Here is a 15814-nt window from a genome sequence, read left to right on the forward strand (position 1 = left end):
AGTAAGGATACTGCGTTGCGATGAAAGGCTGACATGAGTGTATATTTCTGTAACAGCAAGTGAACTATGTCACAGTAATGTTTGTATGTTTCTTATGTCTACACCGTTTTCAAGAAGCATGGTCGCAATGGAATGTCTAAACATATGCGGTGTAATATGTTCGGTCACTCCTGCAATGGTACAATATTTATTGATTATTCTGCGGACCGATTGGTCTGAAAGGGGCAGACAGTCTCTATTTAGAAAAAATGATGCAGAATAAGGCAAGTATTCTTCATAAAGGTGAGCATACTCTTTTAAAATGGCTAATGATTTTTTTTCACATAGTGGTATTATTCTTTCTTTTTTTCCTTTTCCATGTATCTTAAGCACATTATTTGTTAAATCTATTTCATTAAATGTAATGTTGCATAGTTCAGATACTCTTATTCCTGTTGAGAATAAAAGTTCTATCACTGCTATGTCTCGTGTTGCTTCTCTGTATCCTCTACTTTCAGATAAATATTTATTTTTTTCCAAATATGCATATTTAATGATTCTATTTAGAGATGATTTTCGTATTGTTTTAGGTAAATCTTTTGACCTATTCAATTTTAAATGTATTTTTCTAAATGGAGTTGTATTAATAATATCTTCACGCTCAAGGAAAGTAAAAAAAGACTTAAGTGTTGCAATTTTTCTTTTAATACTTCTAGGTTTATATTTTGATGATAGGTATTTAATAAATTCTCTAAGAAATTCTTTATGTATGTCTTGAACACAACTATGATGTTTAGATGATCTATCTATAAATTGATCTAGGTCTTTTCCATATGCTTTTATAGTTAGCTTAGAAAGGTTTCTCTCTAGTTGGCAGTGTTGTAAGAACATTTCTATTGCGTAATTTAGTCTCATATATAGTATCTCCTTTAGTTTGGCGTAATGTATGCGACAAAATTAAGGAGTATACAATTCGTATATGTTTAATAATTTTGATTTTTAAAGTTGTTATGTCGAAGATTGGTTACTTAGTATGCTGTTGTTTTTTTGGCTGATATCCAAGCTGGGCGGCCTTTGCTATTTATTTCGACATGCAAGATACGTATTAAATTCTATTCCAGGCTCTGAAAAATCAATCTCGAGATCACGACTATACTTGCCCGTATTCTCATCTCTGAATGATGCCAGTCGTATTTTGTCACCTTCTTGCGTTTTAAAAAAGTAATGCAGACAGGGATATTCCCCCCAAATTTTGAATTGAAGTTCAGCTAAATCTTTTCCAGGTGGAGGTCTTTTTTTTTGTAATTTGATATAAGACTCGTTTGCGATATTGAGATTGGTCTTGCGCTGGCGGAGGGTGTTTTCCAAAATATTTTCTTTACTAATCATCCTTGTAGCTTTCGTCCTGAGTTACAACAGTTATTTGCATCAGTCCGTGGCCGGTGGAGTAGTTTCTGCCAATTTGGAAGAAGGGGGGGGCTGTTGTGATTAATTTAGATGAGTACTTTCCGGCAGTATCACCTTCTTTTGCTTTGTATGGAGGGCTTTCCAGCAGTTGACCGAAAAAGATGCTTTCTGCAGGAACCAATTCTTCGTACCAGAGGTTTTCAGATTTTTTTGTTACACTGAGTTTGTTATGAGCGTGGATTGCCATAGCGTTAGAAGCAAACCACTCGAATTTATTGTCAGATACTAGAGCCAGTCTAGGTGTTAAATGGGCTGGAACTCCATCTGTGGGCAGTGTGAGGGTTTTATGTTTTGCATTCAGTTTGATATCTTCAAGGTAGATTTTTGAAATGTCGCACAGTGTTTCTGAGATTATTATATCGTTTTCGCATTGTTCTTTAATGGCATAGGTAGAGAGTCCTTTTTTTTCTCTGGCATCATTGAACCTGCTTATCTGGAGAGGGCAGGTTATCAGGAAGAAAGTTCGCACGCTTAATCTGACTGGTAAGTACAGAATCTGGGCATCCACAAAGCCGAGTAGGCCAGAGTTATTTTTGCCCACTTCTTGTGAGTCCGAGCCGAATGCCGCTGCGACTTCGTCTTTCCATTCTTCAGTACGTTGGCAGATGTCACGCCAGACTCCTTTTAACGATGTGGCCGGGATAATCGGAAAATTGGTGAATTGTTCGCGGGCGACTGAAAAGTCAATGCCTTCTCCAGCTTCGATTGCTCCGCAGTGAAGGGGAGTCACACATCTGTATATGAGTATATTTGATTCGGTAAACATTGGTTACTACTGTTTATATGACTAAGATTACCTGTGAAATAAAGGCCTAAGCTTTGTGCAAAGTATTAGCGTAAATTGATAGTAGTTATCCTGCATTGAAAAAACAAGTTCTTCTCCGCAATCTTCACATATGACTAATTCATGACCGCCCTTGATTGCCAATGCAGGGTTCTCAAGTGTGTTGCTCTGTTCATCTTTTTTCATAATATTCTCTCTTATGTTTAAGCGGCCCCCCTCAGATCCCGCTTGTTAAATTACATTGCCATTGCCGAAGCTAATGATTTATTCTGGATATTTTTTTTAGTTGTTTTGAGTATTCCGGATAGTTGTTCCTTTACCGCATCCAAACCGCGCGATTTATGCAGATCATTAAAGTCAGTTAGCTTTTGGCTGCGCTCCTGCTCCGAGAACTTTGGAATCAAGACGATCCCGTCTACGCCTTTTGCTGCGGCTTCAGCTTTTTTCACACCTACATTTTCCATAAGATGGTAATCATTGTCCGCCATGAGCATGATTTTGCTTTGCGGGTACTTCTCATGCAGTGCTTTTGCGACTGGCTCAAGATTTGAGGCATCAAAGGCGGAAGCTACTGGATAACCAGTTGCCATGTGAACGCTGGCGGCGGTGGCATAGCCTTCGGCGATGAGAATTGGACTACCATTTTTGAGCTTATTTTCTGGATCAATGATATGGAATGTTCCGGCTTTCTGAGCATTCTTTTCAAAGAATTTACCGCTCGGTGAGATCGTTTGAAGAGTGCGGATATTTCCCTCCGTATCTTTGCCGGGAATAACTAGATTGCCAAACTTGTCCTCTTTGAGTCCGTATCCCAGAACTCCTTTTTTGCTGAGGTAAGGATGCTGCTTATTTGCCGATTTAATAATTCCATCCCATTTCTCTTTTGAAAGAGCGGCAGCGTTTGTATACTGTTCCTTAATTGCTTTTTCCCTTTCCAGCCTTGTCTGGGCGGCTTGAGCCTTTAACTCTGTTTTTTGTTGATCGGTAAGAGTATGACCTTCAGCTTTCCAGTTCGCTTTGAGACCGGTTTTGTGGTTCTGGATGACCGGCAGGGTGGCCGTCAAGATATCCTTTGTAGGTTCCATCCTTAGAGTTGGGTTTTCCGTCAAAGTCCAGAGTATAGTTCTTTGTTTTATCCGCACTCTGGCAGGCCAGGACAATTTCAAAGGGATCTTTTTCAAGGACTTTAACCCTGTTCTCCACGTAACTGAGGTGCTGATCCGGATCATGGCCCAGCCCAAGCTCTGAGCTGAGCATCCAGCTAGAGATTTCAGCGCGTAACTCTTCCTTGGCATATATTTCTGATCCGAAAGGACCGAATTCACGGTCCAGCCTTGATTCATGGCCTGTCCAGTGTCCGAGTTCGTGCAAGGCTGTGCTGTAATACTTATCAGAGCTTTCAAAGGCCGAATGCGGCGGGAGGTGAATATCATCGGTTGATAGCCGATAAAAGGCCCGGTTGCGCTGATCATGAGTTATGCTCGCACCGGATTTTTTCATAATGGATTCAGCTCGTTCGTCCGGATTCCATGATATTTCTCGGCCTTCCCATTCTGGTATTCCGTCAATCTGGCTGGCGTGGAATACATTGGAAAAGCGCAATATCGGTTTTGACAATTGAACTTGTTCAGTCTGTACTTTTCCTTCTTCATCACGAACTGGCTTATTTTTCTCATCTTTAACCACATTAATCTGTGACATTTGCCAGAAGACAATAGTCCGAGATTTGGAACCCTTGCTAACCTGCCAGCCCTGAGATTCCGCTTGTTTGTAGGTCATGAATCTAGGGTCGTTCAGTCCGTCTGTTCCAAGCATGACTTGATTAATGCCACGATAGACGGTTCCGGAAACAGGGTTGAAGGCCGGCTGATACTCGCCCGGTTTCCACGGTCGTTGCCAAGGTGCAGTGCCTTCTTTTAATTTCTCAATGATATCTTCGGCGAATTTTTGATAGTATGGTGTTTTAGAGTTTGCCATGGTTTTAATCCTCCGGTTCAGGGGCTTTTTCAGCGTCAAACGGATCAAAAGAAGCGTCTTCGGCTTCTTCAAGGGAAATAGAGTTTTCCTCAAAAGCTCCCATATGTTCCGCTAATTCCTGATCAATTTCGATAGCCGCACCTGGATTTTCCGATAAATCTTTGTCGATTTGGTGCGCCTGTTCGTTCAGGAGTTTTTTGATTTCGGTTTGTTCGGTCATTTCTTACTCCTTGGTTAAATGGTTATATTTTTAAAATGTTTGAGCGGCATCAGTAACGTTTTCAACCATATCTTCGGGTGTTGATGTCCAATAGTCACAAGCTGGATAGCCGTTGCAAATCCAGCGGGATTCTATTTCACTGGTTGGTGTTAAGTAGGCTAATTTGCATCCACATTTTGGGCAGGAGTATTCCATGATAATTTTATCCTCCGGATTAAAGGTGAAGACGGGAATGACCTTCTGCCTTTGGTTCACGTCCACCAGTCCGAAGTAACGACCGTCGAAGCTATTTTCGGTGTAAGTGGACATCGCTAGCCCTTTTGCAGAGGGGATAATGGTAGAATGAAGTAGAGCGGGAAGTCTTCTTCCACATCTGGCAGAGTCTTTCTGTCTGCTCAATGGAAGCAACATGTTGTTCACAGACACGCCCGTGCTTGAAATTTTTATATTGTCGCCTGCGGTTCCAATCAGGATTTTTAGGAGAGGACTGTTTGTGTTTAGTCCTAGATATTTGCGATCAAGCGAAATTTGAAAATATGGATTGTCTTCACGAAGGCTGAAAGTAACCGGATCACCTTTAGCCAGCTTGCCGGGAACAATCTGGTAAATGCCATGGGGCATGGAGTCGGTGAAATTAACACGGTAGCCAGCCTTGTGAATCAGGAAAATAATTGCCACGGTATGGCAGAAGAAAAGAGTCAGGACGAGACTTTTCAAGCTGCGTCCTTCTGGATGTTTTTGGTCCAGTAAGTTTTGCGCCAGCCGCGTTTTGCGGTTTCACTGTTGAGATTCAGGTGGCACTTTGAGTCAATGGACTCAATCTCAAAATCACTCAGCGAGTTAAGCCAGCTTTCAAAATCTTGATTTTGTAGATCCTGTTCGGCTTTCTCCATTTTCTGCTTTTCAATGTTTTTCAGCTCAGCACGGGTTTTGTCGGCCTTCTTTGCATTTGCTAGAGCTTGCTCATTTGGAGTTAAAAACCCGGTAGGTCTGCGCCATGTTCCCTTTGATCTCAGAGTTGCGAATAGATAATTGCAGATTCCTTTACGGGCTTCCGGGAAGGTTCCATTTTCTAGTTCCCAGCGTGCTGCGTGCAAAGATTCTTCGATGTCGAGGATTGTTTCACCGAATGAAAGCCGGTGTTCGACGATCTGGCGGATCTGATCAGGACCGAATCTTTTTTCGTAGAGCCGGGGCCAGAGAATTTGGAAGTCATCAGTGCTGATTGATAATAACCGGCGCGCCCAGCGTTCCTCTTCAGATTCTTCAGAGTTAGATAGATTTTTTATCTGTCTATCTAATAAGAGGGTATCCTGATACCGATCACCTTTGGTATCAAATGAGTTCTTTGAATTTGTGTTAAAGCTTGAAAGGCAAGGGATAACAGGCTGTTTTGAACATGATCCGGCATTGGTAACATGATACCGATCACCTTTGGTATCAAGATCGGTATCATTACGGTCATGATACCAGTCACCTGTGGTAACACTCGCCTGATACCGATCAGCATTGGTATCAGGTTGCGGTGGAAATGCTTTCAGGAGTTCCTGAATACGAGCAAAAGGTTCATGGTTAAGTTGCAGAATAATACCAAAGCGGGGGCCGCGATTGTGAATATTTTTAGAGTATATTCCAGTGTCATGGCCGTGTTTGATCACCCTGCGAACTGTGACTTCACTGCAAGCAGCTTCTCTGGCAATAGACTGAATTACAAGACTTATTTCGTTTTGTGCAGCTTGTTTTGAGCATGAGCAGATGATACCGAACACTCGTTTTCCCTGATCGGATAAACGAGAAAATAAAGCATCAGCTTTATCTGATGAATTCAGCATAGCCTGCGCAGCAGTGTTAATTATTGAGCTTTGGCTCTGCCTGTTACCAAAGTCTGTTTGATACCGATCAGCATTGGTAACATTTGGACTTTGATACCAATCATGATTGGTATCAGTCAGTAACCCGTATTCATGTTTAAACAGGCTTATAAAGTATTCACAGCGTTCCTTGTAAAGAATGATTACAGACCCGTGTCTACGGCCAGAATGATTGATTTCTCTATTAAAAAGTCCAGCTTTTTCACCTTTGGGTATAGTCCGCAATACACTTAGTTTACTGCATTTTGCTGTGTGCTGAAGACTGGATATGACAAGAGAATACGGCTCATCCATTGCTGGAGCAGATTTAATAAGTGCAGCAAGTATCCTCCTGCCGGTTCCGGAGAGGGTATTATAAAAGGTGGTAATGTCACGGCGCATAAGCCTTTTCAAGTGATCGGTATCAGCATCTTTTTGATGCCGATCATAATTGGTATCAGAACCATTTGGTGGATAATATTCTTGTGCCGTTGAAGTCATGTCTCTGAGTCCTAAGAAGAAGATTCAGTTAAAAGCTAAAGAAGATCGAATTGGAGATAGTTAGCTATCTTGAGTTACCTGAATGCCATCTCAAGTCCGATAAGTTGTTTTTCGTTTCCTAAATTTTTATAGTAATTATCAATAACTACGGACATGAAATAGGTTGCATATGTCCGAGTGTGCATGAATTCAGAATAAATAGAAGATTTGTAAAGGTTTTGTGGTGGCAAGTGTAGGTGGACAGCCAAGATGAGAAACTAAGAAAGACGGGGTTTCAATAGGACATATATAGGACGAATATAGGTATAATGCGGGGTTTAGGATGAGACGAATTAAATTTTAGGGCATTTAGTCAAAATGAGAAAATTGACTAAATGCCCTTTGTTTTGGACATTCAAAATGAGAAAAAAAATTAGGGCAAATGATTAATCTTCTTTTAAGGCTAGGGTTGACCAATAAAAGTTTTTATACTGCCCTAAATATGAAGGGTTAAGTGTTAATTTCAAATTTTCTTTAACTGTATCTAAGGACACCATATTATTTGTTTTTAAGTCCTCTTCATTACTTTTAGTAATTTCGAATGTATATTTTAGTGGAGAATATTTTATTTTACGACCCAAAGCTGTAATATGCAAATCCAGCTCATACTTTCCAACATTCCAAATAAACATATCCGACACAAGATCCTCTAAATTAGACCATTCAGGCATATTCTTAATATTTATATCAAAGTCTTCAATAAATTTACTGTTATTCCTTTGAGCTCTTGCAAATTTATCAAAGAAAGGCTGTATGGTTTCTTCACTTTTTTTAAGAATATCTTCGCCCAAAAATTCTAATGATTGAACCTGTGTAAAATTCAAGGGTAAATGTAACATTAAAGCCTCTGAAGAAGACCTTTTTACAGTTACTCCTCCTAAACTGTGAGTAGTACTATCTTCAACCCCATTAGAAATCGTCGACCATTCAAATATAGATTCTTGTTTGTTTTCATGTTTTACAATAGCTTTCACATTTACAATTGTAGTAGGGTTTTTTTCACTCAACAATGCAGTATTTATTTTTATAGTTGGCCCATAAAGACAATGCCCAACTGTTATTTTTTTAGCACGCAATGTTAATTGCGGCTTTGCTAAATACTCCTGATATAATCTTATTCCCTGAGGAATCCAAGCCCCTGCACCGATGCATGCAAGATAAAAAGTGGGACTTAATAAAAATTTTTCATCCATATATTCCTCCAAAAGGCATTGCTTATTCTAAAAATTAAATTCCAATCACACACATGAGTATTGCATAGTCTATTGTAATAGCTATAATTAAACGGGCAAATGTAAAAGTTTACCTTTGCCCGTTATCTTTTTATTTATCCAACATTTCGATGGGCTTCATTGGGCTTATCTTCGTCTGGAGTGGCTCTTGCCTTCATTCGTTCCAGTTCTACCCGCAAATTTCCGTTTTCTTTAAGCAGCTCTCGGTTTTCCTCATACAAAGTACGTATTAAAGCTCGCTCTGCTTTCAACTCTTCTTCGAGTTGTTCACATTGAATGCAACCGTCAAAAAAGGTTTGTCCGTCTTCAATTACTACCTGATGAGATGTTTTACTTTTCAAGTAATCTTCATGCCTTGAATCATAGAACATTGGTCCTTCTCCCAGAAGCAACCAATCAAAGGAAACGTTGAATTCTTTGGCTATTGTGACGATTACATCTGCATTAGGAGTCCTCTCACTTCTTTCGTAATTGCCCAAAGTATTCTGAGCAACACCAATCGTGCTAGAAAACTCTTTTTGAGAGATTTTACCCCTCACTTTCTTAATTCTATCGCCAATACTCATAAGAGTTAAAGTTTCTAGTGTTAAGTTTAACATAAACATTAACACCCAGAGCAATTATATAACCTATTGATAATAATGTAATTAATACAGAATATCACAAAATTAAACTTTAACGCAATTTTGGGGTTAAAAAGAACTCATGGGCGGCACATAATTCAGTCACACACAACACTAGATTAGCACCCCCTAATGTGAACGGTCAACGATACAGTTTGGACGGTAAAAAGGAGCAGGAAAGACGGTGAAAAAAGTGCAGCAGTTTACACTTTTTCATGAAGAGAATCAGGAAATGGAATATCAGAAAATGGCCGCTACTTTAGCCAGTCTGATGCCCATGATCCGCTCTGCTATGAACAGAACCGCCGAAAACCACGACCTATCCCGCGATCTAATTGCTGATCGTATGACCGACATTTCTCGATCCTCCGGGGTTAAGTTGAGCCGTGGGAACGCCAAGAGCGTCAAGACGGATACACTTGCAAAGTGGCTTGCCCCGGAAGATCGGGAACACCCACCAAGCCTTAACGCTTTTGTAGCCTTCTGCATGGCAACTGAAGACTTAAGCCCATTAGGGCCGCTATTACGAGCATTCGGCGTGGAAATTATGACCGAAAAAGATAAAAAACTTAGGGATTACGGCGCCGTCGTTCTCGCTACTAAGAAAGCACAGAAAAAGAAAAAGCAATTGGAGGCAGATTTATGAATGCAGTTGCGAACCCCTTCGCCAGTGTAGGGGCCGGACGAGATCGCAATCCTTGGCCGATTAAAGAGTGGATGGATTTTCACGGAATACGACAAGCAGACATTGCTATTAAGGCTGGAATCAAAGGCCATTCTGTTGTGAGCCGAACAATCCACGGCGGAGCTAATAATAAAAAGGTTTTAGGGGCGTTAAGAGATCTTGGATGCCCTGAAAATATTTTGAGTTTACCTGAAGAAATGAAGACTGAACAAACATCATAACTAGCAAGAAGACATCATGAACAAATTCTACACCACCGCAGAAATAGCAGACAGCATAGACGTAACGGTTATGACTGTTACACGCAGAGCCAAGCGCGAAAGCTGGGCCTCTCGTGCTCGCTCCGGCAAAGGCGGTGGTAAAGAGTATGCTTTCGATAGTCTTCCTGAATCAGTTAAAACCGCAATTTTGCGGCACGAAGCAACTAACACTTGTAACGTTTCATCAATCCCCACCACGGGGCCATCCCTTGCTGACCTAAACGACAACAAACGTACCAAAGCTCTGGCCAAGGCGGACCTTCTACAGCTCTACACAGATTGGTTATCGCAAGCCAAAAGAGGTTCGAAAGCCGAAGCCAGAACTGATTTCATCCTCGCATATAAGGGTGGTGCATGGCCCCGATTATTAGAGACTTTAGGATCAAAAATTTCTTGGCAGACGATTGAACGCTGGAAGGTTCAACTTCGCAATAATAAAACAGTTGTCGTGCTGGCAGATCAGCGCGGGGAACAAAACCGTCAGCGTTCTGTAATGACAGATGAGCATATGGATATTTTATTGCGGGCGGTCCTTTCTCCTAACAATCCTACCATATCAAGCGCGATGCGGACAGCCACTGCCATTATGCAAGCATCTGGAATAACAGATGTGCCTTGTGACAAAACCATGCGCCGCAAACTGGAGTCATGGAAGGAAACAAATTTCGGTGACTGGGTGTACACCAGAGAAGGCAAGAAAGCTTGGAACGACAAAGCCGCATTTTTCATTGAACGCGATTACAGCTTGATTGAAGTCGGTGACATCATGATAGCTGACGGCCACGTTCTGAACTTTGAAACTCTGAATCCGTGGACTGGCAAAGGTCAGCGTATGGAACTGGTTATGTGGTACGACATGGCCTCTAATTGCCCGTTAGGCTGGGAGATCATGCCTACAGAAGACACTCAGTCAATTGCCGCCTCTTTCCGCCGTGCCTGTTTAACTCTCGGCATGTTCCCAAAAATCGCATACCTCGACAACGGCCGCGCATTCAGGAGTCAATATTTCAACGGTGTTGATTTTCGTCAAACCGGAGTCGGTGGCCTGTTTAAAGAACTCGGAATAAACACTATTTTCGCATGGCCATATCATGGTCAAAGCAAGACCATTGAACGGTTCTTCGGGACTCTCCATGACTTAGAACAATGGGTACCGTCATACGTTGGTAACTGCATTGACGCCAAGCCTCCGCGCCTGAATCGTGGTGAAGCTATGCACCGCAAAGCATATGAAGCCGTGGGCGGACGCCCTCTGACAATGGAAGAAACACACGTAGCCGTTGCACGCTGGATTGATGAATATATCAACCGCCCTCAGCGTGGACACCTTAAGGGAAAATGCCCCGCCGAACTGATGCTTGCAGGACGCGGCCCCGGAATTGATGAACGAGAATTGCGCCACCTGATGATGGTTAAAAAGGTCCGCAAAATCACACGTGAAGGCATCCGGCTTTTCGGAGAACGTTATTATGCACCGGAACTTTACAGCCGCACTCATGAAGTTCAGGTCAGATACGACATGCACGACCTCAGCCAGATCATGGTCTACCGTGACGGCGAATACCTTTGCACCGCATCCAAAACTGCAAAAATTCATCCTGCCGCTAATTTGCTAGGTGATGAAACCCACCAGAACGAATTTAAAAAGGCTGTAACTTTCAGAAAACAACAAGAAAAAGATGCAGCCAGCTACACAAAAACGGTGCTTGAATCCGCAATGTATGATCAGGCGCAGCGCATGAAAGAGCTGGAAGTTAAAAAAGAAACTTCCAACACTGTCACCGAGATTAAGCCTCTTACTCAAGCCAAGGTTACTTCCATTGAAGCTGTAAAGGCTAAAGCTCTTGAGGCTCAAAAGAACGCTCCGGCATATACGCCTCCGGCTGAGAAATCCGACATTTTAAGTGAACAAGACAAGTATGAATACCTTTTCACCATTTCATACCAGAAAGGAATCACTTTACGTGAACCCGATCAGGAATGGATGGGCTATTACGAAACTACCGATGAATATCAGTATATTGCGGCCCGGTGTGAGCAGCGCAAGAAATTTTATGCCCGGAAACAGGCAACTAATTAAAACAGGAGCTTAAACGATGAAACGTGATGTTTTCATTGAGACCTCAAACGTTACACGGTTTCAGAACGCCATAGGCACACTGGAAAGCGTAGACAACGGGGAACAAGGGTTTGCTCTGGTCTACGGTCAGGCCGGGCGAGGTAAAACAGAAACGACCCTAACATATCAGGCCCGTAACGGCGGAATATTTCTGCGTGTAATGCAGGGCTGGACTCAGAACTCATTTATGCAAGCTCTAGCCGGAAAAATGAACCTTGCACCGGCTCGGTCAGCGGCGGCTTGTAAAAGCAAAATAATCGAACGCTTAGGGGATGAACCTCAAACCTTTTTTATCGATGAAGCTGATCGTCTGCACATAGATAGAGTGGAAGACTTGCGCGATATCCATGACGAAACAGGATCACCCATTGTGCTTATCGGTGAGCGTGAACTGCATGGCCTTCTGGGTGAACGTCGCCGCATATGGAGCCGTGTAAAGCAGGTTGTAGACTTTGCCCCAGTCGCTGAGGAAGACGTAGCGATTTTGGCCTCTGATGCGGCCGGACTGGATATAGAAGCCGCAGCGTGTTCTCTGATTGTTAAAAAAGCTGACGGTGATTTCAGGCTTGTATGGACTATTCTTTCAGGACTGGAAAAAGCAGCAAAGGCCCGTGAAACTGACATGGTCAATGTTAAAATGGTTGCGGATGTATCACACAAAACACTCAGCTGGAGGCGGTGATGAGCGAGATTAGTATGGAGGCTCTACGAGACCTTTGCCGGACTCTTGGAAGTGGCGGCCGGATATTTTCGTATGCCATGATTTATGAAGCATTAAGTGTGGATACTGAAAAGCTACGCAATCTGATCCGTGGCCGCTGCAAGGACCTATGCAAATCGGGTGAATTAATACGGAAAGGTCGCGGGGAATATTCATACAACGAGAATGCCCTAACAGGTAAGGATGCCCTGATATTAAAAGCTGCTTGGCGAGCTATTAAAGCAGCAAAGCCCGGTTTTTCAACCCATGACATCGCGCGAAGATCCGGGGCTACATATTCTCACATCTGTAAATGGTTTCGTTTTTTGGTTGGCAATGAATACATCAAACAGCATGGCCGGGATAAAAACATCATTCTGTATAGAGCCACTGCGAAAGCCCAGCAAACTGATGAAACCCCATTGATGCCACGTAAGCCGCATAATCCCTTTGAATCTGAGAAAAAAGCTGCTTGTGAGCTTATAAAACTTTTTATGCTTGGAGACCCATACGCTCCAGCAACACAAAACAAAATAATCAAAAACTGCCGAGCCATTTTGGATCGGTTTGAAAACAATCAGGAGGTAGCATGAACACTTGTAAAAAAGCTGAACCAGCAGCAAGTCCGGTTGGCTCAAAAGTTAGGCATTGTGTTTTTGAATTGCGTTGTCTTTCTCAAGGGATGCCGGAAGAGAAATTTAATAAACTGAAGGTGATTATAAACAATTTGGAAGGCTGCGCTTTGCACATGGAAGAAATTGAGCAGCATATTCCAGTCAGTTTGTTTTCACCACCAATAGACTCGGGCCAGATCGCGGCGGAGCTTGGCGCAAGGATGGAGAATTAAGATGGGAGAAATGACAGTGCCAGAAGGATACATGGAAGACAGTATGGGCCGTCTTGTACGTATTGAGCATGTATCTGAATACGACAAATTAAAAGATGAAACGGTGAATACCATTTTGGAACGGGCGTTTCAGGTACAGCAGGAAATCAAAGATTTTAAGACGGAAACAATGGGAGACTTTTATGCTCTCATGGAAATGGCCTTTGAGAAGTATGACGCAAAAGTCGGTGGCAAGAAAGGTAATGCTCAAATCACTTCGTATGATGGCAAAAAGAAAGTTGCAATTGCCGTAAACGAATCAGTCACTTTTGACGAGCGGTTGCAGGTTGCAAAGTCACTCATTGACGTGTGTTTAATCGACTGGACAAAGGATGGCAGGACAGAAGTTAAGACCATTGTTAATGCCGCCTTTGATGTCGATAAAGAGGGTAACATAAGTACATATAAAGTCATGTCTCTACTCAAGTTTGAGATTAATGATGACCGTTGGCAACGGGCCATGAAGGCCGTCAGAGATTCCTTAAGCGTGTTGTGTAGCAAAAAGTACATCCGCTTCTACCATCGCACAGGAATTGAAAGTAAATGGCAAGCTATCCCGCTTGATATAGCGGCAGTATAAAATGCGAAACAGCCCTGCGGGGCTGTCGCCGGAGCGTGGCGGCTTCGGCCTGATGAGCAGCCGAATAGGGATTACAAAATGACATACGACCGCAAAAAACAGCTTATTCAAAAAGCGGCAATTGCCCGTAAGCAGCTTGGTATAGACGATGAAGCATATCGGGCACTGCTTAGTTCTCGTTTTGGCAAAAGCAGCTCAACAAAACTATCTATTGCTCAGCTTGCAGACCTGCTCAATCTCTATATTGAAAAATATGGCTGGAAGCCTACCCCGTCCAAGACGGCCAAACCAACGCCTACACAGCAAAAAGGCAAAGGTTATCAGGGCGAGTTTATCAAGCTAGATGTTCGTGATCCGCTTGGACCGCAAAAACGGTATGCGCTGGCTCTGGCCAAGATGCTTGGCTGGAAACTGTCCGGGCTTGATACCCGTTGCAAAACTCAGTTCGGTGTCGAGCGGTTCCAGTGGATCAGGAAGCAAGGCCACATGCAAGTGCTCATTAATGACATGGTTACCCGCTGCCAGAAGCGCGGCATTGATCCTACCCCGCAGTCATAAACATGGGGCAGGAGCTAGACGGGCTGAGACAGGCCATAGTTGATAAATACGGCACGGTACATAAGTTCTGCCGCAGAAGTCCACAGCTTAACCGCTCAACTGTCTACATGGTCCTGAACGGAAATTACCCCGGAAACATGGCCGGACAGATTAAACGCATAAAACAGGCCCTAGCTGATCAGGACAAAAGCGAAGACGTGTTCCAGGCCATTAAAACCGAAGCCTGTAGACGATGCGCAGTAACCGTGCCCTGTGATAAATGTGACAAAATGTTTAAAGCCCAAGCCTCGGCAGTATTACAAATTTTCTCAAGTTGAGTGTCCCGATGGAACAGAAAAAAATAGCACATATTTTATGCCACACAGAGCAGGATACAGGGCAGAAGATCGAAATTTTCCCTTCTGAACAATGGCAAACAGCCGGAGGCAAAAAAGGATTTTACCGAGTCCGTATAGATAGGATTTGGCATTGTGAAGACGGCGAGAAATACAGTTTTTTGAGTCCTGAGCAGCTCAGTGAATTAATAATAAGCCATCTTAATCTGGAAATGGCCAAGCCGGAGCCGAAACCGGCTTTTCGCGCACGACAGCATATATCTGTCAAAGGGCCAAACGGTTGGACTCGAGGCATGATCGGCAGTGATCCAATTTTAGGGCCTGATAAAAGATGGCGTGTATGGGTTCGAGGATACGGTTTTTCAAAGTTTTATCTTTGCGATAAACAAGAGGATAAATTATGAACAGCACGCTTTGCCGCACATTACGTAAAATGCTGGCTGATGGATTTGATCAGTACAACGGAGTTATTGAGCAAGACGTTTATGAACGCCTCGGGTGTTCCAACCCAGCTCGTGCTTACTGGGTCTGCAACTGGCCTATTCTGCATTGTTTGGGTTGCAATGAGCGTTGCACGCCTAAAAGTATTGAAGGGTTTCAGATTGTGCTGCCGACCATCAAGTCAGAAAAGAAGTATGATTTATCTCCTTATGAAATGGTGAGTCGCAAGCATCTGTTAAGGGCTGATGAGGCTGCATTTTGTTTGAATGTTAAGCCTAGAACTGTATATAAAATGGCGGAAGAAGGTAAGCTGAATCGGCATATTGAATTGCCTTTTAGAGTTACTGCGGAGAGTGTTAGGGAGCAGATGGAAAAGGTTGAGATTTAAGATAAAAAAGGTCGGTTAAAGATTATATTTCAATATTAAAATGATATACATTTTATTGTTTACTTTTTTACCGGATTCCGTTTATCTTAAAAGTTATCCTGCCACACTTTTCTGGACAGTGAGTTAAGCCACAAAAATATTTTCCTGACAGTTGGTTTCAAATTCAGCAGGTGACTTCCAGCCATTGCTG

General features: G+C 42.7%; 22 protein-coding genes and 1 other RNA gene. 12 read left to right on the forward strand and 11 right to left on the reverse strand.

All coding sequences use genetic code 11. The annotated features are described in order from the left end of the window. Positions 1-69: 69 nt before the first annotated feature. From B9N78_RS17675 to B9N78_RS17715, 11 genes are all read right to left on the reverse strand, one after another. Positions 70-894, reverse strand: a complete 825-nt coding sequence (locus tag B9N78_RS17675) for a tyrosine-type recombinase/integrase (protein ID WP_245805589.1) — start codon at positions 892-894, stop codon at positions 70-72. A 162-nt stretch (positions 895-1056) separates the two neighbouring features. Further along, positions 1057-1368 (reverse strand): hypothetical protein, encoded by a 312-nt coding sequence (locus B9N78_RS17680; RefSeq protein WP_085104771.1) that lies wholly within the window; start codon positions 1366-1368, stop codon positions 1057-1059. Beyond that, the gene (gene cmr4, locus B9N78_RS17685) at positions 1361-2212 is read right to left on the reverse strand and encodes a type III-B CRISPR module RAMP protein Cmr4 (protein ID WP_085104773.1); all 852 of its coding nucleotides are present in this window, start codon (positions 2210-2212) and stop codon (positions 1361-1363) included. The genes B9N78_RS17680 and cmr4 overlap by 8 nt, the downstream gene beginning before the upstream one ends. A 27-nt stretch (positions 2213-2239) precedes the next feature. Beyond that, positions 2240-2416, reverse strand: coding sequence for a hypothetical protein (locus tag B9N78_RS18045; protein WP_212637036.1), 177 nt, complete (start codon positions 2414-2416; stop codon positions 2240-2242). Between the two features lie 50 nt (positions 2417-2466). Then, the gene (locus B9N78_RS18410) at positions 2467-3315 is read right to left on the reverse strand and encodes a toprim domain-containing protein (RefSeq protein WP_245805590.1); all 849 of its coding nucleotides are present in this window, start codon (positions 3313-3315) and stop codon (positions 2467-2469) included. Beyond that, positions 3230-4207 (reverse strand): ArdC family protein, encoded by a 978-nt coding sequence (locus B9N78_RS18415; RefSeq protein ID WP_245805591.1) that lies wholly within the window; start codon positions 4205-4207, stop codon positions 3230-3232. The genes B9N78_RS18410 and B9N78_RS18415 overlap by 86 nt, the downstream gene beginning before the upstream one ends. 4 nt (positions 4208-4211) lie before the next feature. Beyond that, entirely contained in the window at positions 4212-4427 is a 216-nt protein-coding gene (locus tag B9N78_RS17695) for a hypothetical protein (RefSeq protein ID WP_085104775.1), read from the reverse strand. A gap of 30 nt (positions 4428-4457) precedes the next feature. Next, entirely contained in the window at positions 4458-5144 is a 687-nt protein-coding gene (locus tag B9N78_RS17700) for a S26 family signal peptidase (protein WP_085104777.1), read from the reverse strand. Beyond that, on the reverse strand, positions 5141-6778 hold the full coding sequence (locus B9N78_RS17705) for a hypothetical protein (RefSeq protein ID WP_085104779.1): 1638 nt from the start codon (positions 6776-6778) through the stop codon (positions 5141-5143). The genes B9N78_RS17700 and B9N78_RS17705 overlap by 4 nt, the downstream gene beginning before the upstream one ends. Positions 6779-7203: 425 nt before the next feature. After that, positions 7204-8010 (reverse strand): hypothetical protein, encoded by an 807-nt coding sequence (locus tag B9N78_RS17710; protein WP_085104781.1) that lies wholly within the window; start codon positions 8008-8010, stop codon positions 7204-7206. A 134-nt stretch (positions 8011-8144) separates the two neighbouring features. Further along, a complete protein-coding gene (locus tag B9N78_RS17715) occupies positions 8145-8648 on the reverse strand; it encodes a helix-turn-helix domain-containing protein (RefSeq protein ID WP_170921466.1) in 504 nt (167 codons plus the stop codon). Positions 8649-8856: 208 nt separating this feature from the next. Here B9N78_RS17715 and B9N78_RS17720 point away from each other — a divergent pair, with 208 nt between their 5' ends. The 12 genes from B9N78_RS17720 (at position 8857) to B9N78_RS17775 (ending at position 15624) form a co-directional block, all read left to right on the forward strand. Further along, entirely contained in the window at positions 8857-9318 is a 462-nt protein-coding gene (locus tag B9N78_RS17720) for a hypothetical protein (protein ID WP_245805592.1), read from the forward strand. Then, the gene (locus B9N78_RS17725; protein WP_085104785.1) at positions 9315-9578 is read left to right on the forward strand and encodes a hypothetical protein; all 264 of its coding nucleotides are present in this window, start codon (positions 9315-9317) and stop codon (positions 9576-9578) included. The genes B9N78_RS17720 and B9N78_RS17725 overlap by 4 nt, the downstream gene beginning before the upstream one ends. Before the next feature lie 16 nt (positions 9579-9594). Next, positions 9595-11697 carry a Mu transposase C-terminal domain-containing protein gene (locus tag B9N78_RS17730; protein ID WP_085104787.1) on the forward strand — a complete coding sequence of 701 codons (2103 nt, stop codon included), beginning with the start codon at positions 9595-9597 and terminating at the stop codon, positions 11695-11697. A 16-nt stretch (positions 11698-11713) separates the two neighbouring features. Next, on the forward strand, positions 11714-12418 hold the full coding sequence (locus B9N78_RS17735; RefSeq protein WP_085104789.1) for an AAA family ATPase: 705 nt from the start codon (positions 11714-11716) through the stop codon (positions 12416-12418). After that, the gene (locus tag B9N78_RS17740; protein ID WP_085104791.1) at positions 12418-13029 is read left to right on the forward strand and encodes a hypothetical protein; all 612 of its coding nucleotides are present in this window, start codon (positions 12418-12420) and stop codon (positions 13027-13029) included. Before B9N78_RS17735 ends, B9N78_RS17740 begins: the two co-directional genes overlap by 1 nt. Continuing rightward, the gene (locus B9N78_RS17745; protein WP_085104793.1) at positions 13026-13283 is read left to right on the forward strand and encodes a hypothetical protein; all 258 of its coding nucleotides are present in this window, start codon (positions 13026-13028) and stop codon (positions 13281-13283) included. The genes B9N78_RS17740 and B9N78_RS17745 overlap by 4 nt, the downstream gene beginning before the upstream one ends. Before the next feature lie 10 nt (positions 13284-13293). Continuing rightward, positions 13294-13902, forward strand: a complete 609-nt coding sequence (locus B9N78_RS17750; protein ID WP_170921467.1) for a DUF3164 family protein — start codon at positions 13294-13296, stop codon at positions 13900-13902. A gap of 1 nt (position 13903) precedes the next feature. Beyond that, positions 13904-13968: hammerhead ribozyme type II (locus B9N78_RS17755), an RNA gene on the forward strand. 12 nt (positions 13969-13980) lie between these two features. After that, positions 13981-14460, forward strand: a complete 480-nt coding sequence (locus tag B9N78_RS17760) for a regulatory protein GemA (RefSeq protein ID WP_085104797.1) — start codon at positions 13981-13983, stop codon at positions 14458-14460. A gap of 2 nt (positions 14461-14462) precedes the next feature. Next, entirely contained in the window at positions 14463-14777 is a 315-nt protein-coding gene (locus B9N78_RS17765; RefSeq protein ID WP_085104798.1) for a hypothetical protein, read from the forward strand. 8 nt (positions 14778-14785) lie between these two features. Further along, positions 14786-15199, forward strand: a complete 414-nt coding sequence (locus B9N78_RS17770; RefSeq protein ID WP_085104800.1) for a hypothetical protein — start codon at positions 14786-14788, stop codon at positions 15197-15199. Beyond that, a complete protein-coding gene (locus B9N78_RS17775) occupies positions 15196-15624 on the forward strand; it encodes a helix-turn-helix domain-containing protein (RefSeq protein ID WP_085104802.1) in 429 nt (142 codons plus the stop codon). Before B9N78_RS17770 ends, B9N78_RS17775 begins: the two co-directional genes overlap by 4 nt. The last annotated feature ends 190 nt before the right edge of the window (positions 15625-15814 follow it).

It is taken from the genome of Desulfovibrio gilichinskyi, from assembly GCF_900177375.1.
GTDB lineage: Bacteria > Desulfobacterota > Desulfovibrionia > Desulfovibrionales > Desulfovibrionaceae > Maridesulfovibrio > Maridesulfovibrio gilichinskyi.

Excerpts from the sequence above, each read along its gene's own strand:
- B9N78_RS17705 (WP_085104779.1), bottom strand. The coding sequence starts at position 6,778 with ATGACTTCAACGGCACAAGAATATTATCCACCAAATGGTTCTGATACC.
- B9N78_RS17680 (WP_085104771.1), bottom strand. The coding sequence starts at position 1,368 with ATGATTAGTAAAGAAAATATTTTGGAAAACACCCTCCGCCAGCGCAAG.
- B9N78_RS17730 (WP_085104787.1), top strand. The coding sequence starts at position 9,595 with ATGAACAAATTCTACACCACCGCAGAAATAGCAGACAGCATAGACGTA.
- B9N78_RS17710 (WP_085104781.1), bottom strand. The coding sequence starts at position 8,010 with ATGGATGAAAAATTTTTATTAAGTCCCACTTTTTATCTTGCATGCATC.
- B9N78_RS17775 (WP_085104802.1), top strand. The coding sequence starts at position 15,196 with ATGAACAGCACGCTTTGCCGCACATTACGTAAAATGCTGGCTGATGGA.
- B9N78_RS17695 (WP_085104775.1), bottom strand. The coding sequence starts at position 4,427 with ATGACCGAACAAACCGAAATCAAAAAACTCCTGAACGAACAGGCGCAC.
- B9N78_RS17760 (WP_085104797.1), top strand. The coding sequence starts at position 13,981 with ATGACATACGACCGCAAAAAACAGCTTATTCAAAAAGCGGCAATTGCC.
- cmr4 (WP_085104773.1), bottom strand. The coding sequence starts at position 2,212 with ATGTTTACCGAATCAAATATACTCATATACAGATGTGTGACTCCCCTT.
- B9N78_RS18410 (WP_245805590.1), bottom strand. The coding sequence starts at position 3,315 with ATGGAACCTACAAAGGATATCTTGACGGCCACCCTGCCGGTCATCCAG.
- B9N78_RS17770 (WP_085104800.1), top strand. The coding sequence starts at position 14,786 with ATGGAACAGAAAAAAATAGCACATATTTTATGCCACACAGAGCAGGAT.
- B9N78_RS18045 (WP_212637036.1), bottom strand. The coding sequence starts at position 2,416 with ATGAAAAAAGATGAACAGAGCAACACACTTGAGAACCCTGCATTGGCA.
- B9N78_RS17765 (WP_085104798.1), top strand. The coding sequence starts at position 14,463 with ATGGGGCAGGAGCTAGACGGGCTGAGACAGGCCATAGTTGATAAATAC.
- B9N78_RS17725 (WP_085104785.1), top strand. The coding sequence starts at position 9,315 with ATGAATGCAGTTGCGAACCCCTTCGCCAGTGTAGGGGCCGGACGAGAT.
- B9N78_RS17675 (WP_245805589.1), bottom strand. The coding sequence starts at position 894 with ATGAGACTAAATTACGCAATAGAAATGTTCTTACAACACTGCCAACTA.
- B9N78_RS17750 (WP_170921467.1), top strand. The coding sequence starts at position 13,294 with ATGACAGTGCCAGAAGGATACATGGAAGACAGTATGGGCCGTCTTGTA.
- B9N78_RS17715 (WP_170921466.1), bottom strand. The coding sequence starts at position 8,648 with ATGTTAAACTTAACACTAGAAACTTTAACTCTTATGAGTATTGGCGAT.
- B9N78_RS17740 (WP_085104791.1), top strand. The coding sequence starts at position 12,418 with ATGAGCGAGATTAGTATGGAGGCTCTACGAGACCTTTGCCGGACTCTT.
- B9N78_RS18415 (WP_245805591.1), bottom strand. The coding sequence starts at position 4,207 with ATGGCAAACTCTAAAACACCATACTATCAAAAATTCGCCGAAGATATC.
- B9N78_RS17745 (WP_085104793.1), top strand. The coding sequence starts at position 13,026 with ATGAACACTTGTAAAAAAGCTGAACCAGCAGCAAGTCCGGTTGGCTCA.
- B9N78_RS17735 (WP_085104789.1), top strand. The coding sequence starts at position 11,714 with ATGAAACGTGATGTTTTCATTGAGACCTCAAACGTTACACGGTTTCAG.